The sequence below is a fragment of the Pseudomonas sp. 9AZ genome (genome assembly GCF_902506525.1).
Classification (GTDB): domain Bacteria; phylum Pseudomonadota; class Gammaproteobacteria; order Pseudomonadales; family Pseudomonadaceae; genus Aquipseudomonas; species Aquipseudomonas peli.
In genome coordinates, this window is the sequence record NZ_LR733840.1 from 3,778,595 (window position 1) to 3,799,713 (window position 21,119).

Sequence of the window (21,119 nt, forward strand, 5' to 3'; positions counted from 1 at the left end):
GCACTGCCGCTAGGCAAACTGCTCCAGCGACAATTCGGGCGGACACACGCCCTTGCTGATCACCGCCTCCAGGCACAGGGTCGTCTCCGACTCGGCCCAGCAGACGAAGTAGCCTTTGGCTTTCAATCGTTTGAGCTTGAATGGCCACTCCAGCTCGGTGCTGTTCTGGAGCGCCTGCAAGCTCGCCGGCAGCTGGATAATCGAGTAGAAGCCGGCCGTGGTTTGCACCCGCTCCAGCACCCGCAACGCTGGCTGTGCGGTGACTAAGGCGTGATTGCTCTGCGGCTGCAGCAGCTTTTCCAGGGCGAACGATTCCAACCTGCTGATTTGCATACAGGGACTCGCACTCTTCATCGGTGATTGGGGCGCCGCGACTAAGCGCGGCGCTTGGCGGTTTAGCTCAGAGCTTGAGCAAGCCACTGACCTTGGCCAGGGCCTGCGCCACTTCGGCTCGGGTCACCGGGGCATCCGGGTTGAAGCGACCCTTCTCGGCCTGCAACCAGCCCTCGCCCACCGTCAGGCTGGCAGAGTCGGCATAGGCTTTATCGACGCCAGCGAGGTCGGTCAGCGCAGCGGTTTTCGCCAGGCTGATGCCCTGATAGCGCTCCACCAGTGCCTTGCAGGCCAGCGCCCACTCCTTGCGGGTGACCGGCTGGTTACCGGCAAAAGTATCAGCGCTGGTCATCCAACCGTTGGAAAGCACGGTGTTGAGCTGATCGCGCATCGGATCATCCGCACCGATATCTGTGAGCGTGGGCAGCGCATCCAGCTTGGGCTCAGCAGCCAGGGTCATCTGCAGGGCGTTGGCCAACTCCAGACGACTGATCGGCCGTTGCGGCTCGAAGGCGTTCTGCCCATTGAGGGTCATCAGGCCGCGGAAGCTCACGGCGCGAATCGCATCGCCCACAGCGCCGTTGCCGGCATCTTTAGGTGCGCTGGTAGCCGGGTCGCCGAGGTTGGCATTGACTGGACGAATATCCAGGCGCACACCGCCCACGCTGTAGTTGGTCAGCGAATCGTAGAACTGGCTGTGGGCGCTGAAGTCAGCGGTTTTGCTGAACTCGAAACGGTAACCGTAGTGGTAGCCGTTGAGCGGGTTGTAGCGGGTCATCAGACCGACCTGACGCGTCGCGGTGTTGTCCGCCAGGCCGTAGAGCACCGCCCGGCCAATTGCCGAAACAGCCGACAGGTCGGTGATCAGCTGGTTGCCCATCAGGTATTCGTTGCCGGCCTCGATGGCGGCTTTGCCTTCGGCGGGCTGCACCTTGCCGCTGGCCAGGTCATAACGGTCGCCGTTGCCGAGCATGGCCAGGCGTACGTTGCTCAACTGGGTGCCGTACACGCCGAATGTTTTCTCGGCCTGGCTGGCATCCATCACGGTCAGGTAGCCCTCGCCCAGCACCTGCACCTGGCCCTCGGGATTTACCCACATCGCAGTGTTGGTATCCAGGCCGAAGCCGCGTGTGGACTTTTGCTCGGCGAGATAAGCCGCCATGCGCGCAGCACGGCCGGTGCTGGTTTCCTCGATCTGGTCGAGGTGCTGATCGATGATGCCGGCGCTGAACAGGCCCGAACCTTTCAGCACCGCCGCGCCGCGCTGATCGGCCTTGCTGGCCACGCCGAAGTCCAGGGTATCCATGACCACGCCATAAGCGGTGGGCATCTGCGCGCCGAGGATGCTGGCACCCGCGCTGGTACCGGCGACCACGCCGCCTTTGTCATACACCTTACGCACTTCCTGCATCAGCAGTGACGGGCTGCCATCTGCATTGAACAGCGCGCGGGCGATACGCGCCTGATCGCCACCGACAAACCACACTGCGCTGGCCTCGCCCAGTGGCTTGACCACGGCAGCATCGTTCATGGTTGTTTGGTAGTTGCTCTTGTCGATGCCGACGATGCTGATGCGTTCGGCCGGGATGCCGAGGGCCACCAACTCGCTCATAAAGCGCTTGCTCGAACCCTGGCTACCGCTGGCGGTTGGCATGATCACGATGCGCGCCTCTTTCTGGCCACCGGCCAGTTCGATGAACTTGGCGTACACCGGCGAGTTGCTCGCGCGCAGCATGCCGCCGACGGCCAATAAATGACCTTCCGCCAAGGCTGCAGAGCTTGCACAGGAAAGGATCAGGGCGGCCGCCGCCACGCGTTGGTTCAGCTGCTTTTTCATTCTTATTGCTCTTGTTATGAGAACTCGTGCGAGCCGGTGTTCCGGTCCCGTCAGCGCCTCCCTGCAGCAGGTAAAACACCGCGCCAGTCCTGGCTTTTCGGCTGTGAATTTAAATTTTCACAATCTCGCTTTGTGAAATTTTATATACCAGCAAGAAATCATCTTCAAGCACCTTGCAGCGACCTTCGCACACCTTTCGTCGCCTGAAAAAATCTGCTTTCGGCTTATAACAAGCGCAATAGAGCGGTTTAGCCGCGAAATTCAGGAGCATCAAAATGATATAAATATTTCTAATTTGTAGATTTATGAAAATAAACATGTCATCAATATGCCGACACCGTCCCAGGATCGGGCACACCTTACCCGGCCCAACAGCATGCAAGCCCACAAGGCCATTGCTGAAAATCTCGCCAATTGGCGAGGCAATACCCACTGAGCACAGGGCCATTGGACCTGCGCTCAGACACCCAACTCGCCCCTTCAAGGAGTCAATAAGATGAACAAGATCGTACTTCTCGGCGCTCTGGCGCTCAGCGCCGTCAGCACATTCAGCGTCGCCAGCCAGGACAGCCTGCGCATCGGTATCGAGGCGGCCTATCCACCCTTCGCCTTCAAAACCCCTGACGGCAAGATCAGCGGTTTCGACTACGACATCGGCAACGCCCTGTGCGCGGAAATGAAGGTGAAATGTGAGTGGGTCGAGCAGGAATTCGACGGCCTGATTCCGTCGCTGAAAGTACGCAAGGTCGACGCCGTGTTGTCGTCCATGTCGATCACCGAAGACCGCCTGAAGTCGGTGGATTTCAGCAAAAAGTACTACCACACCCCCGGCAAGCTGGCGATGAAGGCCGGTAGCGAAATCAAGGACCCGCTGGTCGACCTCAAAGGCAAGAAAGTCGGTGTGCAGCGCGCCTCCACCTACGATCGCTTTGCCTCGGACCAGTTCGAAGCCGCCGGCATTGAAGTGGTGCGCTACGCCTCGCAGAACGAAGCCTTCCTCGACCTGGCTTCCGGTCGCCTGGACGCCACCCTGGCGGACATCATCAACATCGATGAAGGCTTTATCAAAACCCCAGCCGGCAAGGGTTTCGCCCTGGTCGGCCCGGACTTCAATGACCCGAAATACTTCGGTAACGGTGCCGGCATCGCGGTACGCAAAGGCGACAGCGAAAACGCCGCACGCATCAGCGCTGCCATCGACGCGATCCGCGCCAACGGCACGTACCAAGACGTGCAGGCCAAGTACTTCGAGTTCGATATCTACGGCAAATAAGTACTGCTAATGCCTCATGGGTGCCTCCACTGCGAGGCACCTTTTTCTCGTTGTAGCGCAGGCCACTCGGCCTCTGCGTGAGGAACCCCATCATGCTCCACGGCTACGGCTCGACCATTCTCGAGGGCGCTTGGCTGACCCTCAGTCTGGCCCTGACTTCCATGACCTTGGCAATTGCCCTGGGCCTGGTTGGTGCAGCGTTTCGCCTGTCACCGCTGAAATGGCTGGCACTGCTAGGCGAAGGCTACACCACGGTTATTCGCGGCATCCCTGATCTGGTGCTGATTCTGCTGATTTTCTACGGCGGGCAGGATCTGGTAAACCGCGTGGCTCCGCTGCTCGGCCACGATCAGTACATCGACATCAACCCGTTTATCGCCGGGGTCTGCACCATGGGCTTTATCTTCGGTGCTTACCTCTCGGAAACCTTTCGCGGTGCCTTTATGGCCATCGCCAAAGGTCAGGCCGAAGCCGGTGCGGCCTACGGCATGAGTAGCATGCAGGTGTTCTGGCGGATTCTGGTGCCGCAGATGATTCGCTTCGCCATTCCCGGCTTTACCAACAACTGGCTGGTGCTGACCAAGGCCACCGCGCTGATTTCCGTGGTGGGCCTGCAGGACATGATGTTCAAAGCCAAGAACGCCGCCGACGCCACCCGCGAACCCTTCACCTTTTTCCTCGCGGTTGCCGCGCTGTACCTGTTGCTCACCACCGTGTCCCTAGTGGCCCTGCGCTTACTGGAAAAACGCTATTCCGTGGGCGCCCGCCTGGCTGAACTCTAAGCGAGACCTTCTACCGTGCTCGATTTCCAACTGATTGCAGACAGCCTGCCGCTCTACGGCAGCGGCGTACTGGTGACCTTCAAACTGCTGTTTATCGCCCTCGCGCTGGGTCTGGCGCTGGCCATCCCATTAGCGCTGCTGCGCGTTTCACGCGCGCCCTGGCTTAACGGCCCGGCCTGGCTCTACACCTATGTCATCCGCGGCACGCCAATGCTGGTGCAGCTGTTCCTCATTTATTACGGCCTGGCGCAGTTCGAGGCGGTACGGGAGAGCATGCTGTGGCCGTATTTCTCCAGCGCCACCTTCTGCGCCTGCCTGGCGTTTGCCATCAACACCAGCGCCTACTCGGCGGAGATCCTGGCGGGCAGCCTTAAGGCCACGCCCCATGGCGAGATCGAAGCCGCCAGAGCCGTGGGTATGTCGCGCTTCACCCTGTACCGCCGCATCCTGCTGCCGTCGGCTTTGCGCCGGGCGCTGCCGCAGTACAGCAATGAAGTGATCATGATGCTGCACACCACGTCGCTGGCCTCGATCGTCACCCTGATCGATATCACCGGCGCGGCGCGCACCGTCAGTTCGCGCTACTACATGCCATTCGAGGCCTTTATCACCGCCGGACTGTTCTACCTGGTGCTGACTTTCATCTTGGTGCGCCTGTTCAAGCTGGCCGAAGGCCGCTGGCTGGCCCACCTGGCCCCGCGCAAGCATTAAGGAAAACCATGGAACATATTCAGCACCTGCTGCCCTGGAGCACCGCGGGCACCGAACGCCGGCTCTCGGTATTTCGTTTTGGCAGCGGCCCGCGTAAGGCCTATATACAGGCCGCCCTGCATGCCGATGAACTACCCGGCATGCGCGTGGCGGTGGAGCTCAAACAGCGGCTACTCGAACTGGAACAGCAGGGCCGCCTCAACGGCGTAATCGAACTGGTGCCGGTAGCCAACCCGATTGGCCTGGGGCAGATGTTTCAGGCCACCCATCAAGGCCGCTTCGACCTGGCCAGCGGGCAGAACTTCAACCGCGACTTTCCCGCCCTGACCGAGCTGATCGCGCCGCAGCTGGAAGGCCAACTGGGCAACGACGGGCAAGCCAACGTAAGGTTGATTCGCCGCCTGATGCGCGACGCCATTTGCGCACTGCCGCCGGCCAAGTCGGAGCTGGACGGACTGCGCCGCTTGCTGCTGCAACAGGCCTGCGACGCCGATGTAGTGCTCGATCTGCACTGTGATTTCGAGTCGATTATGTTGCTCTACGCCTTGCCGCAGCACTGGCCAAACCTGCAGCCCCTGGCCGCGCGCCTCCGTGCCGGCGCAGTGTTGCTGGCTGAAGACAGCGGCGGCAACTCCTTCGATGAAGCCTGCGCCGTACCCTGGCTGCGCCTGGCCGAACGCTATCCGCACGCCAATATTCCGCTGGCCTGTGTGGCCACCACCATTGAACTGCGTGGTATGGCTGATACCGACCGGATTCAGGCGCAACACAGTGCCGATGACATTCTCGGCTTTCTCGCCGACCAAGGCCTGATCAGCGGCGACTGGACCGCCGCACCTTTCACCTGTTGCGAAGCCACGCCCTTTGCCGGCGCGCAGTACGCCTATGCGCCGCACCCCGGCGTGGTGAGTTTTCTGCAACCGCTGGGCGCGCGGGTAAAGGTCGGCGACCCGTTATTCGAAGTGATCGACCCGCTCAGCGATCAGCACTCCGTGGTGCATGCCACCACCTCAGGAATCCTCTACGCCCGCGAACGCCTGCGCTTTGCCCAGCCCGGCCTATGGTTGGCCAAGGTCGCAGGCATGCAGCCGATTCGCCACGGCCGCCTGCTTACCGACTAACAACAAGAGAATCCGCTGCCATGTACACCTTGCAAATCGACAACCTGCACAAACGCTATGGCACCCATGAGGTGCTCAAGGGCGTATCCCTGACCGCCAAAGCCGGCGATGTCACCAGCATCATCGGTTCCAGCGGCTCGGGAAAAAGCACCTTCCTGCGCTGCATCAACCTGCTGGAACAACCGCACAGCGGGCGCATCCTGCTCAATAACGAAGAACTGAAGCTGCAACCAAACCGCGTCACAGGAGCGCTTAAAGCCAGCGATAGCAAGCAGCTGCAACGCATGCGCTCACGCCTGGCCATGGTCTTTCAGCACTTCAACCTGTGGTCGCACATGAGTGCCCTGGACAACGTGATGGAAGCACCGGTGCACGTGCTGGGCATGAACAAGAAAGAAGCGCGCGAGAAAGCCGAACACTACCTGGCGAAAGTCGGCGTCGCCCACCGCAAAGATGCCTACCCGGCGCACATGAGCGGCGGCGAGCAGCAGCGCGTGGCCATCGCCCGCGCCCTGGCGATGGAGCCCGAGGTAATGCTATTTGATGAGCCAACCTCGGCACTGGACCCGGAGCTGGTCGGCGAAGTACTCAAGGTCATGCGCGACCTGGCCGAGGAAGGCCGCACCATGGTGGTGGTCACCCACGAAATGGGGTTTGCCCGCGAGGTGTCCAACCAATTGCTGTTCCTTCATCAGGGCCGCGTCGAAGAAAGCGGCTGTCCGCGCGAAGTGCTGGCCCAGCCCAAGTCTGAGCGTTTGCAGCAGTTTCTCGCGGGTAGCCTTAAATAGATGGCGCCTACAGGCCGACCGTGCGCAATGCCACAGCCGCGGTCGGCTTCGGATACACTTCAGCCGCAACGACCCAGGCCCGCCCCGACCCGGCGTGCACGCCCAACCCTTCAACGTGCTGAAAGCCCATCCATGCCGACTTCTGCCAAGAACGTAACCGTCTACGCCGCCCCGGTGATGCGCAAACTGGCGGAAATCGCCCCGCACCTGCAGCCCTCGCTGCGCAAGGTGGCCGACTTTATCCTGCGCCACCCGTTGAAAGCCGCGACCCTGACCATCGAGGAAATGGCGGTGGAAACAGCCACCTCGGCGGCCGCCGTCAACCGCCTGGCCAAAGCCATTGATTTGGGCGGCTATACCGGGCTGAAAGCCGAACTGGTCAGCACCCTGCAGCAGATGGTGTCGCCGGTAGACAAGCTGCGCAACGAACTGGCGCATCGTCCGGACGGCGCCTTCGGCCTGCACGAGCAGGTGCAGATCGCCAGCAGCAACCTGGCCACCGCTGGGGCCAATAACAGCGCGGACACCTTCGAAGCCTTTGTCAGCTGCCTGATCCAGGCACGCAAGATCTACATCCTCGGCTTCGGCAACAGTGCCTATATGGCCGGTCTGGCAGCCGCCAACCTGGTGCCGTTCTGCGCCGATGCCACAGCCGTGAGCATGGAGGGCGGTAACGAAAACGCCGCGTATCGCCTGGCGGCCATCACCGAACATGACGTGCTGCTGTCGATCTCCCTGCCGCGCTATTCCCTCGATACGCTGCAGCTGTCGCGCTTTGCCAGCGAACGCGGCGCGACCGTTCTCGCGATCACCGACTCGCCCGCCTCGCCGCTGACCACCATCGCCAAACACGCGCTGTTTGCCCCTGCCGATCATCCGGTGCTGATCAGCTCCAACACCTCGGTGCTGGCGCTGATTGAAGGCCTGGTCGCCGGCGTCATGGCGCGCAACAAGGAAGCCGTGCAGCTGGCCGCGGAGCTGACCGAAAGCGTGATGTCCTATCTGCATGTGCCGAGCAGCGATAAGCCTGTACGCAAGCCCATCAAACGACGCGCCAGCACCACGCCGCGACAGAGTTAGCGCGCACCAAGTTAAGGCTAAAACTGTCCGGCAGGTCAGTTATCAGTGCACGCAACGTATTTACATCCCCCCAAAAACCACTAGAGTGCGCGCCCGACGCGCGCCATCTGGCGGCGCCGTGAACGATTTCAGGACTTGGCCTTGTTCTTGCTCAAGCTCCGACAGCCTGACCACTCAGACAGGTTTAAAACGATAATTCAGCACTTTGGGGAGCACCACTTGATGAACCGCACACTTTCCTCTCTGGTCATGGCAGGCGGGCTTCTGGCGGGCGGCCAGGCCGTCGCGGGTGACCTGCTGCATTGGCAGAACAACAGCCTGACCTACCTGTATGGCCAGGATTACAAGATTGACCCGGAAATCCAGCAGACCGTGACCTTTGAACACGCCAGTGGCTGGGCTATCGGCGACCTGTTCTTCTTCGTCGACACCATCAAGTACAACACCGACGCCACCAATGGCGCAGGCGACGGCCACACCTTCTACGGCGAGTTCTCACCGCGCCTGTCGTTCGGCAAGCTGTTCAACAGCAAGCTGGAATTCGGCCCGATCAAGGATGTGCTGCTGGCCACTACCTATGAATTCGGTGAAGACGATGTCGAGTCCTACCTGATCGGCCCAGGCTTTGACCTGGCTATCCCCGGCTTTGACTACTTCTCGCTGAACTTCTACAACCGCACGACCGATGGCAAGCGCGACGGCGATAACGTCTGGCAGATCACTCCGGTGTGGAGCTACACCATCCCGGTGGGTAAATCCGACATCGTGATCGACGGCTTTATGGATTGGGTGGTCGACAACGACAAGAGCTACCACGCAAACCTGCACTTCAACCCACAGATCAAGTACGACCTGGGTAAGGCCATGAACTGGGGCGAGAAGCAGCTGTATGTCGGTATCGAATACGACTACTGGAAAGACAAGTACGGTATCGAAGACAGCGGTTTTGTCAGCGACAACTTTGTCGGCGCGACCGATCAGAACACCGCCAGCCTGTTGGTAAAAGCGCACTTCTGATACTCAGTAGCAAACCCGCCAGTACCTGTGATTAAGGCTGGCGGGCATCTCCTGCAACAACCCTTCTCGCGCTAATTTGCCCTGCTGCGGCGTAATCGCCGCGCTCTCGGGGTCTTCTACTCTGTGATTACTCAGCAGTGGAAACCTAGCATGCCCAACGCCCTTCACCGCACATTCGTCCGCGCCCTGTTTGTCAGCCTGCTGCTCACCCTGGCTGCGTGCAGCACCCTGGCCACGCGCGACCCTTTGCGCATCGAACTGGTCGGTATCGAGCCGCTGCCCGGTGAAGGCCTGGAAGCACGCTTCGCAATCAAACTGCGGGTACAGAACCCCAATGGCCAGGCCATCGATTTCGACGGCGTGGACCTTGAGCTGCAGGTCAACCAGCAACCGCTGCTCAGTGGCGTCAGTGACCAACGCGGGCAAGTACCCCGTTACGGTGAAAGCATCCTGCGTATTCCGGTCAGCCTTTCCGCCTACGCCGCACTGCGCCAGGCCTGGGGCATGGCCGGCTATCAGGACGGCCAGGGGCTGCCCTATGAATTGCGTGGCAAGTTGGCCAACGGCCTGTTTGGCACCTGGCGTTTTAATGACCGTGGCACGCTTAACTGGCCACAACCGCCAGCACCCGGCGCGAAACCATAAAACCCTATACAATATGCGGCCTTTTCCTATCGACCTATCAAGGACCCGCCGTGAGCACGTTGCCGCCCTGCCCTAAATGCAACTCCGAATACACCTACGAAGACGGCGCCCAGCTGGTATGCCCGGAGTGCGCCCACGAATGGTCGGCCACTGGCGCGAGCGACGCGGCAGATGACGCCAAGGTGATCAAGGACTCAGTGGGTAATGTGCTGCAGGACGGCGACACGATCACCGTGATCAAAGACCTGAAAGTCAAAGGCTCATCCCTGGTGGTCAAGGTCGGTACCAAGGTCAAAGGTATCCGCCTGTGCGACGGTGACCACGACATCGACTGCAAGATCGACGGCATCGGCGCGATGAAGCTGAAATCCGAGTTCGTGCGCAAAGTCTGAGTCAACTTGCAGCAAAAAAAGCCCCGGTCAGCTGCCGGGGCTTTTTTCATTAGCTAGCATCAATGCAGAGCTATTCGCTCGTTCGAGGCGCCCGCCTGGAGGACCTCATGCGTATTGTTGCGCTGTGCTTGACGCTATTACTGCCCTGGGCTGTGCAAGCCGAACCCTGGAAGGTGGTGGGCGATGAGCAGTTTGCACCCTATAGCTTTGTCACCATTGAGGATGACCAGCCGCGCGGACTGGATGTGGAGTTGGTGGAGGCGGTGATGCAAGAGGCCAAAATCCCCTACAGCTTGCGCCTGTACCCCTGGGAGCGGGTCAAGCGCATGATCGATCGCAGTGAAGTGGCCATGGCCTTTCAGTTCGCTGGGACCCCCGAACGGATGCAGCAATACGAGCTGGCCGGGCCGATCCGTACCGGTTCAACGGTGTTTATGACCTCGCGTAAAACCACCCTTAACGACTGGGACAAACTGGACGATCTGTCACTCTTCACCATTGGCCAGGTACGGGGGTATGCCTACCAATCGGATTTCGACAAAGCCGAACTGTCACGCGATACCAGTGCGCAGAACCCACGGCAGCTGGTGTCGATGCTGCTAGCAGGGCGCATTGATTTGATCGTCGGTGATCGTGTGCAACTGATGTATTTCGTTCGCGAGCAGCGCGCAGAACAGAGCGTACGCATTCTGCCCAAACCCCTGGTGGAAATGCCGCGTTATGTGGCCTTCGCCAAAGGCGATAGCGCCCGTGCCAAACAGTTCTCGGCAGCGCTAGAGCGCTTAAGACAGGCTGGCACCTTGGAAACCATTTACTCGCGCTGGCATTAAGCCGCGCGCCACTTGCCAGGAGCCGCCATGCGCGCCACCCGTGTGTTTTTAATGCTCGCAGCCACCCTGGTTCTGAGCGCCTGCGGTCTCGGTGAAACCGCCGCAACTGCCAGCCTGCAAGCCGAGCAGGCCACCCAACTGCAACAACAGACCGAACAGCTGAAACAACAGATCGAAGCCGCCAACGCGCAAAGTAATAAACGCTTGGAAGAAGGCTACTGAGGGTTTATTGCACGGGCAGGAAGTTCATAAACAGCAGGCCCTGGGCATAACTCACGCCCATGCGCCGATAGCGCTCATCCAGCACATCGGTGAGCAGATCCAGACGCGCGACGATCTTGCCGAACTCCACGGCATAGCTGAGGTTATGCCCCTCGGCGGAAATCTCATTGGACAGCAGCCAAGGCTTGCCGCCGGCATCGGTACGCTGGGCGAGCATCCAGCTGGCCTTCTCGACATTGCGCGCAGCGTTGTGGACAAACTGCGGGTCCAACGTATCGCTCAGGTAGTACTCCGTGCGTCCGCCGTGGGCGGTAATCAGCATGCTTGCCAGCGAATAGATAAACGCTCCCACGCGATCGCCCCGGTACTCGGCGCTCAGGGCATAACTCAGCGCCGCAACATCAGTGCGCCCGCCTAGCTGGGGAAGCGGCTGATCAAGTTCAATGGCGCGGTGCACCGCGCGTTTGGCGGACTCCACATCAGGTAAACCGGTTTTACGCCACTCGCGCGGGTTGCGCAGATACAGCTTGTCCATCAAACGGTAGAGGCTGTTGAGGTTGTTGCGCATGCCCAGGGTGGCCATACGGTCGGCATGGCTCTGGAAGAATTCGGTGGGTTTGATCGGACTGCGGTTGCTGACGATGGTCTGGTGATCTTGCCGGGTTGCGCAACCACTGACCGCCAGTAACAGCACAACGAGCACCGACAGGCGCATTGCCACAGCGTTGCCGCCCGACCAGACGGGCCCATTTCTTAGCCATTGCCAACGCTGCACAGTACTCATCAGAGGAGGTCGTCCGCTGCGGTGTGATGGGGTAACGCTAGCAACAAAATCCAGATTGGCCAGTTTTCCTCCTGAATACATGACTTTCAGCACAATCAAACACCTAGCTGCATAAGCTCAGGTGGACTGCCAACAGACCGCCTCAGGCGCAAAAGATTGCTAACCGCTGATCAGCAGCGCGGCAAAAGGCCCGTCGCAGAGCGCTTTAATCGGTATGATCCGCAGCTTTTTGGCTGCCGAGTGCCCCATGCTGCGTCTGCTTGTCCTGTTTTGCCTGCTGGTTGCCCTACCCGCTTATGCCGATGCCCCGAAAACCTTCAGTGCCGCGAAGAAAATCGCCTGGCGGTTGTATGCCGAACGTCCCAGCACCTTTTATTGCCATTGCGCGTACAGCGGTAACCGCGTCGACCTCGGCAGCTGTGGCTACAGCCCCCGCAAACAGCTGCGCCGTGCCCAGCGCCTGGAATGGGAGCATGTGGTGCCCGCTTGGGTAATCGGCCATCAGCGCCAGTGCTGGCAGGACGGCGGACGCAAGAACTGCGCGCGCAACGACGCCCGTTTCAAAGCCGCCGAAGCCGACCTGCACAACCTGGTGCCAAGCATCGGTGAGGTGAATGGTGACCGCTCCAACTACGCCCTCGGCATGCTCAGCGACAAACCCACGCAGTACGGCGCCTGCCCGATGGTGGTCAACTTCAAGGCGAAAACCGCCATGCCGCCAGCCCATACGCGTGGTGCGGCAGCGCGTATCTATCTGTATATGGCCGAACGCTACCAGCTGAAACTGTCCAAGCTCGACCGACGCACCTACGAGGCCTGGAACCGCCAATACCCGATCAGCGAGTGGGAGCGCTGGCGCAACCAGCAAGTCGGCTGCGTGATGGGCCACGGCAACCCTTATGTCGGCGCCATCGATCCGGGCAGCTGCAGCCCATTGCGCCGCGCTGGCAACCCACAGCGCACCAGCGGCTGAACGCTGACAAGCGCCCGGCGAACCCTTCACGCCACTATTGGCGCTAAACTTCACCCCACGCCAGCCCGAGTATTGCCCTATGTCCAGCACCACCCTCCCGAGCGCCGCCCACGCCATTGCCGAAACCCGCGCCTGGGTTGATCGTGCCGTGATCGGCCTGAACCTCTGCCCGTTCGCCAAGGCCGTGCAGGTCAAAGGGCAAGTACGCTACGTGGTGTGTACCGACAGCGAGCCGGAAGTACTGCTCAGCATGCTGATCGACGAGTTGCATGCGCTCGCCCACTGCGAGCCCAGCGAAACGGACACCACCTTACTGATCCACCCCGCCGCCCTGACTGACTTCCTCGATTTCAACGACTTCCTCGGGGTGGTCGATGATGCACTCGACGAACTCGGCTACAGCGGTACCCTGCAAGTGGCCAGCTTCCACCCGCAGTTCCAGTTTGCCGACACGGCGGCCAACGACCTCAGCAACGCCACCAACCGCTCGCCCTACCCGATGCTGCATATCCTCCGTGAAGCCAGCATCGACCGGGCCGTGGCGGCGTTCCCTGAGCCTGAGGCAATCTTCGAAGCCAATATCCAGACCCTTGAAGACCTTGGCGCCGACGGCTGGGCTGCCCTGCAGGCGCAGTGCCGCAAAGACGCACAAACCAGCTAAGCCCCCTCCCCCTGGGTGCCGTCAGACCACCTGACGGTACCGCAGCGACACCGCGTCAACCCGCCCCCTTGCTTACCAGCCCACGTCGGCAACTGCTGCGCGCGCGACCGATGACGCATTTACGGCAATTCATGCCAAGAATCTTGAGCGTTTTGCTAGCTGATCAACACAATTAATCAGCATGAATCCATAAGATCCCAGCGCTTTCGACGCGGCCCATGCTGGCCGAACCGCGTGTTGAGCAGGCCGCCTGCAACTAAAACTGCACTCGATTCAAGACCCTTTTGCGGGTCCATCAACAGATCAACCAAGGGATAACGCTATGGCTCGGGTTCGTAAACTGGTGCTGGCAATTGCAGCGACTTCGGCGCTGTCATCCGGCATGGCGCACGCGCTAGGGCTGGGTGAAGTAACACTGCAGTCAGCACTCAACCAGCCTTTGGTGGCGGAGATCGAACTGCTGGAAAGCCGCGACCTGGCCGCCAACGAAGTGATGCCGGCCCTGGCCTCTGCGGAAGCCTTCAACAAGGCAGGGATTGATCGTCAGTTCTTCCTGACGGACCTGACATTTACCCCGGTCCTCAAGCCCAATGGCAAAAGCGTTATCCGGGTGACCTCGAATAAGCCGATGCGTGAGCCTTACCTGAACTTCTTGGTGCAAGTGCTCTGGCCCAATGGCCAGTTGCAGCGTGAATACACCCTGCTGCTGGACCCACCGCTCTATACCGCGCAAAGCGTAATTCCTGCCGCAGTAAATCAGCCTGTAACCGCAGCGCCTGCTTTGCCACGCACACAGCCGCAGGTAGCACGCCCAGCAGTTAGCGCAACTCAACCAGCATCCGCCAGCACGGCTGCCGCCACACCATTGGCAGGCAATGAGTACACGACCACCGCCAACGACAACCTCTGGGACATTGCCAACCGTGTACGGGCTGACGGTAGCGTGCATCAAGCCATGCTGGCCATCCAGGAGCTGAATCCGCAGGCCTTTATCGATAACAACATCAACCGCATGAAAAGCGGTCAGGTGCTGCGCCTACCCGATGCCCAACACATCAACAGCCGCACGCAAAGCGCCGCCATTGCGCAGGTTAACCAGCAAACCGCCGCCTGGCGTGAGAGCCGCAGTGTTGCTGCCAGCACCCGTCAGTTGGATGCCAGCAAGCGCAATACTGCGGCCGCTACGCCAGCCACAATTGAACGCCGCGATAACCTGAAACTGGTTGCCGAAGGCAGCGACAAGGCGGGCGCCGGCAGTGACAAAGGCAACGCAGGCAACAAGGCCCTGCTTGATCAACTGGCAATGACCCAAGAAAGCCTCGATTCGACCAATCGTGAAAACGCTGAGCTGAAAAGCCGTATTGCCGACCTGCAAAGCCAACTCGACAAACTGCAGCGCCTGATCCAATTGAAGAATGACCAGATGGCCAAGTTACAGGCCTACCTGGCCGCACAGAACCAGGCACCAGTCGCAACACCAGGCGTCGCCGCAGCTACAACCGGCAATCAGACACCAGTGATTCCTTAAGCCTAAGCCGCCACCAGGTACTACCGAGTAATACCCTTAGGTTGATCCCGCGAGGCTTCCTCTTATCAAGGCTGACCAGCAACGCTATTGCCCTCATGGGTCGCCGTCAGCCCGCAACCCCTGGCGGCCTTATCACCAGGCATTACGCGCCGTACTGTTTTACACAGGCTTTACATTGCGCCCTGCAATGCCGCGCAACACCCAGTGTCGAAACTACAAGCCGGGAAAGACCGGTTTGCACAGGAGTTTCGATCATGCTGTCGCGTATCCCTCTTATCACCGGCCTGGTGGCCAGTCTGGCGCTGTTTGCCCAGGCCCCAGCGCAGGCCTCCAACCGTGACGCAGCGATTGCCGGAGCCATGGTGGGCGCGGTGATTGGCGGCGTACTTGTCAGCCAGAGCCGTCCCGCGCGGGTTTACGCTCCGCCACCGCGCGAGTACTACCCACCGCCACCAGCGTATTACCCTCCGCAACGGGTGTACTACGAGCGCCAGCCGGTCTACTACCAGCCAGCCCCGGTGTATTACATACAGGAGCGGCCGCGTCATAAACGCTGGCATGGCCACAAACACCGTCGGTACGACGGCCATGGCCACGGCTATCGCTGGTAAACAAAAAAGCCCCGCAATTGCGGGGCTTTTTCTCGGTATAAAGCAGCGCGGCCGGCCTACTCCGTACGGAAACGCACCACCAGCTGTTTCAGCTCACTGCTCAGGCCGCTTTGTTCCTGGGCGTAGCTCTCCACCTCGGCGGCCTGCACCGATATTTGCGTCACCGCGTCGTTGATGGCGACGATGTTCTGGTTGATTTCCTCGGTCACCAGGTGCTGTTCCTCGGTCGCGGTGGCGATCTGCATGGTCATGTCGCGGATCATCTGCACCTTGCCTTCAATGCTTTCGAAAGCAGCCATGACCTCCTCGGACAGCACGATGGCCTTGCCCGACTCGACCAGGCTCTGGTCCATGCTCACCGTCACTTCCTTGATGCGGTTGACCAGCAGGTTGAGGATATTGTTGATCTGCTCGGTGGAGTCCTGGGTGCGTTTGGCCAGGTTGCGTACTTCATCGGCCACCACCGCAAACCCGCGCCCCTGCTCGCCCGCACGGGCAGCTTCGATGGCGGCGTTCAAGGCGAGCAGGTTGGTCTGCTCGGCGATCTGCTGAATGGTCGAGAGGATGTTATTGATGTTGACCGTTTCCTTCTCCAGCTCCTGCAGCACCTTGTTGGAGTTCTGGATGCTGGCGCCGAGCTTGTTGACCCCGGACGTACTGCGGGCGATCACCTCTTTGCCATTGCGCGTGGCCACCAGCCCCTGCTCCGACACATCGGCGGTTTGTACACAGGTCTTGGCCACCTCGTTGGCCGCCGAGGACATCTCGGTCACCGCCGTGACGATCTGCTCCACCGAACTCAACTGGCGTTGCAGTGTGGCGGACATCGCCGTGGTGCGCTTGTTGGTATCGCTGGAAACCCCATCCATGCTGATGGCGTTCTCCTTGATCACACGAATCATGCCCTGGATCGACGCAATAAACTGATTGAACCACTTGGCCAGCTCGCCGGTTTCATCCTTGCTGAGCAGATCCAGGCGGCGGGTCAGGTCACCTTCACCCTGAGCGATGGTGCGCAGCCCGTCCTTCACCAGGTTGATCGGGTTGACGATACGGTTGGAGATCACCACCCCAGCCGCGCCGAATACCAGCACCAGCACCACGCAGACAATCAAGGTGATCCAGGTCAGCTCGCGGGCGCTCGCGTAAATCTCGTCGGCTTGCTTGAAGCCGACAAACTTCCAGCCCAGCTCAGGCGAGGTGTAAACGTTGGCCATATACGCCACCCCGTCGATCTCCACCTCCACCAGGCCGTTCTCGGTTTTGCCGATAACCGCAAAGTGCTCGCCGGGCAGCTCGCTGACCTTCTTGAAGTTGTTATCCGGCTTCAGGCCATCCACCAGCAAGGTGCCGCTGCCCTCCGCCAGCATCAGAAAACCGGTTTCACCAAAGCGCACCTTCTGCGCCATATCGGTGAGCGCTTTGAGCGACACATCCACCGCCACCACCCCGGCGAACTGTCCGGCGGTGTCCTTGAAGCCCTTGAGCACCGAGACATACACCGCGTCATCCGGCTCCCAGTAATAACCGTCGCGGCGGGCCAGGGTGAAATTGGCGTCGCGGCCGATGGGGTACCACTCGCGTTGGCGCGGGTCCCAGTCACCGTAATCCCCGGTGCCCGGCCACTCCACATAGCCGCCCTTGGTATCGCTCATGTACACGTAGCCGAAGGTGGGGTTGTTCTTACCGATGCTGGAGAAGTAATCGAATATCTGCTTCTCGCGTCCACCATTGGCGGTCGCCACCTCGCCCGGTTTGCGCGCCTCACCGAAGTAGGTGGTCAGCTCGCCGTTCTGGGCATCCTGCACTGCGGGGTATTCCGCCAGGGCGGAAACAGTGTGGCCCACCGAATCAAAGAAAGTGGCAAAGCTGTTGTTCACCAGCTTCATATCCAGGCTGCTGGACACCAGAAAGTTCTCTTTAGCCTGCTGCGTGACGTTGCGAATCGTCAGCAGCGCCACCACCAGAACCGGAATCAGGGTTGCCACCAGAAAGCTCAGCAACAGTTTGGATTTGATATTCATGGGACATCGCCTTCTAGCTGGCCAGTAATACGCTCTATCGGCGCTTGTAGAGGATAGTTAAGGCTTATGACAGCGCCAGCGCTGGCCTCACCACGACACAGCTGCCGCGCGAAAGCGACTGTCGCGGTAAATCGGTGATTGGTTGATCGCAGGTATTCCGCCGCCGCAGCGGTGAGGCGGATTAAGGGTTTCGCCCTTACGGCGAGTTACTTGATTCGCTGCGCTCCCCTTCGGGCCAGCCTGCGGCTGTTACTGCGCTTCGCTCCGTATCTCTTTGCACGCGCAGAAAGTAACCAAAGAGAAAGCACATCCGCCCTGCGGGCTTTTTTCTTTTCACCCGCGATTTAACAGACGACGCCAACCGCCCCATCAGGAGGCCGAGTGGAATCTTTGCGGAAGGGGTTGAGCGGCATGGATGCCGCGAGAGCCGCGATGGGCCATGGATGGCCCTTCGCGGCGTGCCCCTGGAGCAATGATGGAACGAGGGAAGTCGAGCGCAGCGAGACCCGTATGCAAGGGGCAAGACCTCTTGGTTACTTCTGGGGCGTTTGCCAGAAGTGACCCGCCGTAAGGGCGGAACCAATAGACCGGTCAGCACACAAGCGGCGGATACACACCGACCCAAGACCAAAAGCCTATGCGCAAACTATGGCGCATGGCCATCAATTCGCAGTAAGGTCGAGCCAACCTCATTCAAGGAAGAAGCATGGCCGCCAAACCCAGCCCCGCTCGGCAGCAAAAGCACCTCGCCGTGCTAATCGACGCCGACAACGCCTCCGCTGCAATTGTTGAAGGCCTGTTCGAGGAAATCGCCAAATACGGCGTCGCCAGCGTCAAACGCATCTACGGTGACTGGACTGGCCCGCAACTGGGCGGCTGGAAGAAGGTACTGCTGGAACACTCGATTCAACCCATGCAGCAGTTCGCCTACACCACCGGCAAAAACGCCACCGACAGCTCACTGATCATCGACGCCATGGACCTGCTCTATACCCGGCGCTTTGATGGCTTCTGCCTGGTCTCCAGCGACAGCGACTTCACCCGCCTGGCCGCACGCCTGCGTGAAGAAGGGCTGGAAGTGATCGGCTTTGGCGAACAGAAAACACCCAAACCCTTCGTTTCCGCCTGCGACAAATTTATCTACACCGAACTGCTGCGCAACGACGCCGACCTTGCCGAGCCAGAAAGCCTCAACAATGGGGGTACAACCGCTGCACCAGCACCTGCCACCACAGCAGAAAGCAAACCTGCCACGCCGCCCGCACCTCCCAAGGTCAGACCGCAGAAAGTTCCGGTGGACTTTATTGCCAAGGTGATTGATGACAACTCGGACGAGGATGGTTGGTGCTACCTGGGACTGCTCGGTTCCAATATCAGCAAGCTACGCTCCGACTTTGACTCGCGGATGTATGGCTTTAAAAAACTGAGCGATCTGGTCAAAGCGCAGAACAGCCGTTTTGAACTGCAAATGCTCGGCACCACCGCCACAGGGGGCCAAGCACTTGCCGTGCGGAATCGAAAGTGCTCAACAAAAGGAACAACACACCAATGAGTATTTCCCGACCGATCAAGCTTGCCGGTCTAACCATGTTCCTGATCGTCATGATCTGGGTGATGGCCTATCCGATCGCGCGCTACCTGATTCCAAGCGACACCTTCAACGAGCCCTTCGAGCCTGTGTACAACGGTCTGAATGTGTTATTCACCGCACTGGCGTTTGGTGGCGTGATCATCACCCTGGCGTTCCAAGCAGAAGAATCGCGCATCGCACGGCGCGAAGAGATTGAGCGGTCCATCTTCGAGCTGTTCCAGACATTCACAAGCCTAGAGTTTCAGCAGGTGAAGGACGGTGCGTTCCGGGCGCTGCTCACGGGCATCCAGCACCGTGAGTACGCCGAGTATCTGGCCAGCCGCCTGTTCGTGGTTGAGCAGCTACCCTTTCCGCCGGCCTGCGCGAAAACCCTTCGCACGCTGGATGCGGAAAAGCAGAACCTAGACGACCAGCAGATCATCCACGCTGATCGCGCCGATCGACTGATGCTCGACAACATTCTCAACTTCTTCGCCATGTTAGCGCAGCGCGAATCCTCGGCCACCGTGATCAAGCACTGTGACTTCGCCTACGACTGGTGGCGGCCGGCGCTTTGGATCATCGCTGAGTTGCAGCAGAGGCGGCATGCGAATTCGGAGAAGATTCGCATGTACTGCAAGAACCAGTTAGTTACGACCACACTCAAGGCGCTAGACAAGGTCTACGGACATGCACCGCTGAACAGCAGCAGGGAAGTATGGGAATACATAACCCAGCATCCAAAATTGCTCGACTTCGGGCTTGACCCTGAATTCAACGACTATCTATCAACCCCCGAAACCTCGGCATGAACCTGTGAAGTCCTCATCGACTTGATGATCACCAACACTTCACATTGAAAGCATCAACTCCTCAATAACCTCTGCAAGCCCTGCGAAAAAACCAGACGTCCTCGCTGTAACAGGGTGCCATCAAGAGATGGAAACGCAGCACGTGGATGGTTTGATACCCATCAACTATGCAAACAAAAGGCCAGTCAATCGACGGGCCTTTTGTTTGGATCACCGCTCAGCACATCACGCGGATCAGACCAACGCCGCCTCACTGCAACGCTCAAGCTTCCTCACCTGATATTCCCTCGCCGCCTGATGAAACGCCCCCAGCAGCGCGTTGTAATCCGCCTTCTCCCAATAGCGATACTCAGGATGCCACTGCACCCCAACGGCAAACGCCTTGGCGCCAATCACACTGACCGCCTCGATCTGCCCATCCTCGGCCACGGCTTCAACCTGCAAGCCCTCACCCAGCCGATCAATCCCCTGACCATGCAACGAGTTGACCTTGATCTGCCGCTCACCGAACAGCGAATGCAACACGCCGCCCTCGGTCAAGGTGACGTTGTGCATCGGGCCGTAGGCCACATCGTCCGGTACGTCCTTCACCTCACGGTGATCAAGACGCCCTTCAACCTCGTGCACTTCACGGTGCAGGGTGCCGCCAAACAACACGTTCATTTCCTGCATGCCCCGGCAGATGCCGAGGAAGGGAATGCCGCGATCAATACAGGCGCGCAGCAGGCGCAGCACGGTTTCATCACGGGGTTTGTCGGCCAGGCCGAGCCCGGGATGGTCGTCGCCGTAGAAGCTGGGGTGCACGTTGGAGAGTGAGCCGCCGAACATGATGCCGCTGACGCTATCCAGTACGGTGTCCATGTCCAGGTCATCGCCGAAAGCCGGGATCATCAGCGGGAAGGCACCGAAGCCGGTGACGGCGTGGATGTACTTCTCACCGACCAGGTGAAACCAGCCGATATCACGGCTGGTCAGCTGCCAACGGCACAGGGGAAGGCCAATCATGGGTTTGCTCATTGCAAGGAGTCCTCTTCATAAATAATTGAAGTGGGCTGCCCTTGGGAGAGCGGGCTTACGGGCCAGGAAACCCTGAACCCGCTCACCCAAGGGGTGCCGTAACCTGCG

At 59.8% G+C, this 21,119-nt stretch carries 21 protein-coding genes and 2 pseudogenes; 17 read left to right on the forward strand and 6 right to left on the reverse strand.

Translation table 11 applies throughout. The features are described 5' to 3' along the window. Window positions 1-9: 9 nt before the first annotated feature. Both ALTER154_RS17560 and ALTER154_RS17565 read right to left on the reverse strand, forming a co-directional pair. Window positions 10-333, reverse strand: coding sequence for a hypothetical protein (locus ALTER154_RS17560; protein WP_160088976.1), 324 nt, complete (start codon window positions 331-333; stop codon window positions 10-12). A gap of 67 nt (window positions 334-400) precedes the next feature. Continuing rightward, window positions 401-2,170 carry a cyanophycinase gene (locus tag ALTER154_RS17565; RefSeq protein ID WP_160088978.1) on the reverse strand — a complete coding sequence of 590 codons (1,770 nt, stop codon included), beginning with the start codon at window positions 2,168-2,170 and terminating at the stop codon, window positions 401-403. Window positions 2,171-2,666: 496 nt separating this feature from the next. Between ALTER154_RS17565 and ALTER154_RS17570 the strand changes: the two genes are divergently transcribed. The 11 genes from ALTER154_RS17570 (at window position 2,667) to ALTER154_RS17620 (ending at window position 11,031) form a co-directional block, all read left to right on the forward strand. Then, complete coding sequence (locus ALTER154_RS17570; protein WP_160088980.1) at window positions 2,667-3,443, forward strand: ABC transporter substrate-binding protein; 777 nt, start codon at window positions 2,667-2,669, stop codon at window positions 3,441-3,443. A 92-nt stretch (window positions 3,444-3,535) separates the two neighbouring features. Continuing rightward, window positions 3,536-4,225, forward strand: a complete 690-nt coding sequence (locus tag ALTER154_RS17575; protein WP_160088982.1) for an ABC transporter permease — start codon at window positions 3,536-3,538, stop codon at window positions 4,223-4,225. 15 nt (window positions 4,226-4,240) lie between these two features. Beyond that, window positions 4,241-4,936, forward strand: coding sequence for an ABC transporter permease (locus ALTER154_RS17580; protein WP_160088984.1), 696 nt, complete (start codon window positions 4,241-4,243; stop codon window positions 4,934-4,936). Window positions 4,937-4,944: 8 nt separating this feature from the next. Then, complete coding sequence (locus tag ALTER154_RS17585) at window positions 4,945-6,057, forward strand: succinylglutamate desuccinylase/aspartoacylase family protein (protein WP_160088986.1); 1,113 nt, start codon at window positions 4,945-4,947, stop codon at window positions 6,055-6,057. Between the two features lie 20 nt (window positions 6,058-6,077). Then, a complete protein-coding gene (locus ALTER154_RS17590; protein WP_160088988.1) occupies window positions 6,078-6,845 on the forward strand; it encodes an ABC transporter ATP-binding protein in 768 nt (255 codons plus the stop codon). A 132-nt stretch (window positions 6,846-6,977) separates the two neighbouring features. After that, entirely contained in the window at window positions 6,978-7,925 is a 948-nt protein-coding gene (locus ALTER154_RS17595; protein WP_160088990.1) for a MurR/RpiR family transcriptional regulator, read from the forward strand. A 222-nt stretch (window positions 7,926-8,147) separates the two neighbouring features. Further along, window positions 8,148-8,942: an outer membrane protein OmpK gene (locus tag ALTER154_RS17600; protein WP_160088992.1), complete on the forward strand. Its 795-nt coding sequence runs from the start codon at window positions 8,148-8,150 to the stop codon at window positions 8,940-8,942. 150 nt (window positions 8,943-9,092) lie between these two features. Beyond that, window positions 9,093-9,587: an LEA type 2 family protein gene (locus ALTER154_RS17605; RefSeq protein WP_160088993.1), complete on the forward strand. Its 495-nt coding sequence runs from the start codon at window positions 9,093-9,095 to the stop codon at window positions 9,585-9,587. A gap of 50 nt (window positions 9,588-9,637) precedes the next feature. Continuing rightward, window positions 9,638-9,979: a zinc ribbon domain-containing protein YjdM gene (locus ALTER154_RS17610; RefSeq protein WP_090255361.1), complete on the forward strand. Its 342-nt coding sequence runs from the start codon at window positions 9,638-9,640 to the stop codon at window positions 9,977-9,979. Between the two features lie 107 nt (window positions 9,980-10,086). Continuing rightward, window positions 10,087-10,809, forward strand: a complete 723-nt coding sequence (locus ALTER154_RS17615; RefSeq protein ID WP_160088995.1) for an ABC transporter substrate-binding protein — start codon at window positions 10,087-10,089, stop codon at window positions 10,807-10,809. Window positions 10,810-10,836: 27 nt separating this feature from the next. Then, window positions 10,837-11,031 (forward strand): hypothetical protein, encoded by a 195-nt coding sequence (locus tag ALTER154_RS17620; protein ID WP_160088997.1) that lies wholly within the window; start codon window positions 10,837-10,839, stop codon window positions 11,029-11,031. A gap of 4 nt (window positions 11,032-11,035) precedes the next feature. Here ALTER154_RS17620 and ALTER154_RS17625 read toward each other — a convergent pair whose 3' ends face one another. Then, entirely contained in the window at window positions 11,036-11,746 is a 711-nt protein-coding gene (locus tag ALTER154_RS17625; protein WP_160090207.1) for a hypothetical protein, read from the reverse strand. Window positions 11,747-12,062: 316 nt separating this feature from the next. On the opposite strand from ALTER154_RS17625, the gene ALTER154_RS17630 reads away from it, so the two are divergent. The 4 genes and pseudogenes from ALTER154_RS17630 to ALTER154_RS17645 all read left to right on the forward strand — a co-directional run bounded on the left by ALTER154_RS17630 (window position 12,063) and on the right by ALTER154_RS17645 (window position 15,588). Further along, window positions 12,063-12,788: an endonuclease gene (locus ALTER154_RS17630; protein WP_160088999.1), complete on the forward strand. Its 726-nt coding sequence runs from the start codon at window positions 12,063-12,065 to the stop codon at window positions 12,786-12,788. 79 nt (window positions 12,789-12,867) lie between these two features. Beyond that, window positions 12,868-13,449, forward strand: a complete 582-nt coding sequence (locus ALTER154_RS17635; protein ID WP_160089001.1) for a DUF1415 domain-containing protein — start codon at window positions 12,868-12,870, stop codon at window positions 13,447-13,449. 322 nt (window positions 13,450-13,771) lie between these two features. Next, a pseudogene (locus ALTER154_RS17640) lies at window positions 13,772-14,965 on the forward strand (FimV family protein); the annotation flags it as partial. A 266-nt stretch (window positions 14,966-15,231) separates the two neighbouring features. Next, window positions 15,232-15,588: a hypothetical protein gene (locus ALTER154_RS17645; RefSeq protein ID WP_160089005.1), complete on the forward strand. Its 357-nt coding sequence runs from the start codon at window positions 15,232-15,234 to the stop codon at window positions 15,586-15,588. Between the two features lie 56 nt (window positions 15,589-15,644). On the opposite strand, the gene ALTER154_RS21375 is transcribed toward ALTER154_RS17645, so the two are convergent. Both ALTER154_RS21375 and ALTER154_RS21380 read right to left on the reverse strand, forming a co-directional pair. Beyond that, window positions 15,645-16,490, reverse strand: a complete 846-nt coding sequence (locus ALTER154_RS21375) for a methyl-accepting chemotaxis protein (protein WP_372239962.1) — start codon at window positions 16,488-16,490, stop codon at window positions 15,645-15,647. A 15-nt stretch (window positions 16,491-16,505) separates the two neighbouring features. Next, window positions 16,506-17,612 (reverse strand): annotated as a pseudogene (locus tag ALTER154_RS21380) (cache domain-containing protein); the annotation flags it as partial. Window positions 17,613-18,318: 706 nt separating this feature from the next. Here ALTER154_RS21380 and ALTER154_RS17655 point away from each other — a divergent pair. Further along, the gene (locus ALTER154_RS17655) at window positions 18,319-19,164 is read left to right on the forward strand and encodes an NYN domain-containing protein (protein ID WP_160089009.1); all 846 of its coding nucleotides are present in this window, start codon (window positions 18,319-18,321) and stop codon (window positions 19,162-19,164) included. A 35-nt stretch (window positions 19,165-19,199) separates the two neighbouring features. After that, window positions 19,200-19,994 carry a hypothetical protein gene (locus ALTER154_RS17660; RefSeq protein WP_160089011.1) on the forward strand — a complete coding sequence of 265 codons (795 nt, stop codon included), beginning with the start codon at window positions 19,200-19,202 and terminating at the stop codon, window positions 19,992-19,994. 234 nt (window positions 19,995-20,228) lie between these two features. Here the strand turns inward: ALTER154_RS17660 and ALTER154_RS17665 are convergent, their stop codons facing one another. Next, window positions 20,229-20,999, reverse strand: coding sequence for a gamma-glutamyl-gamma-aminobutyrate hydrolase family protein (locus ALTER154_RS17665; RefSeq protein ID WP_160089013.1), 771 nt, complete (start codon window positions 20,997-20,999; stop codon window positions 20,229-20,231). Between the last annotated feature and the right edge of the window lie 120 nt (window positions 21,000-21,119).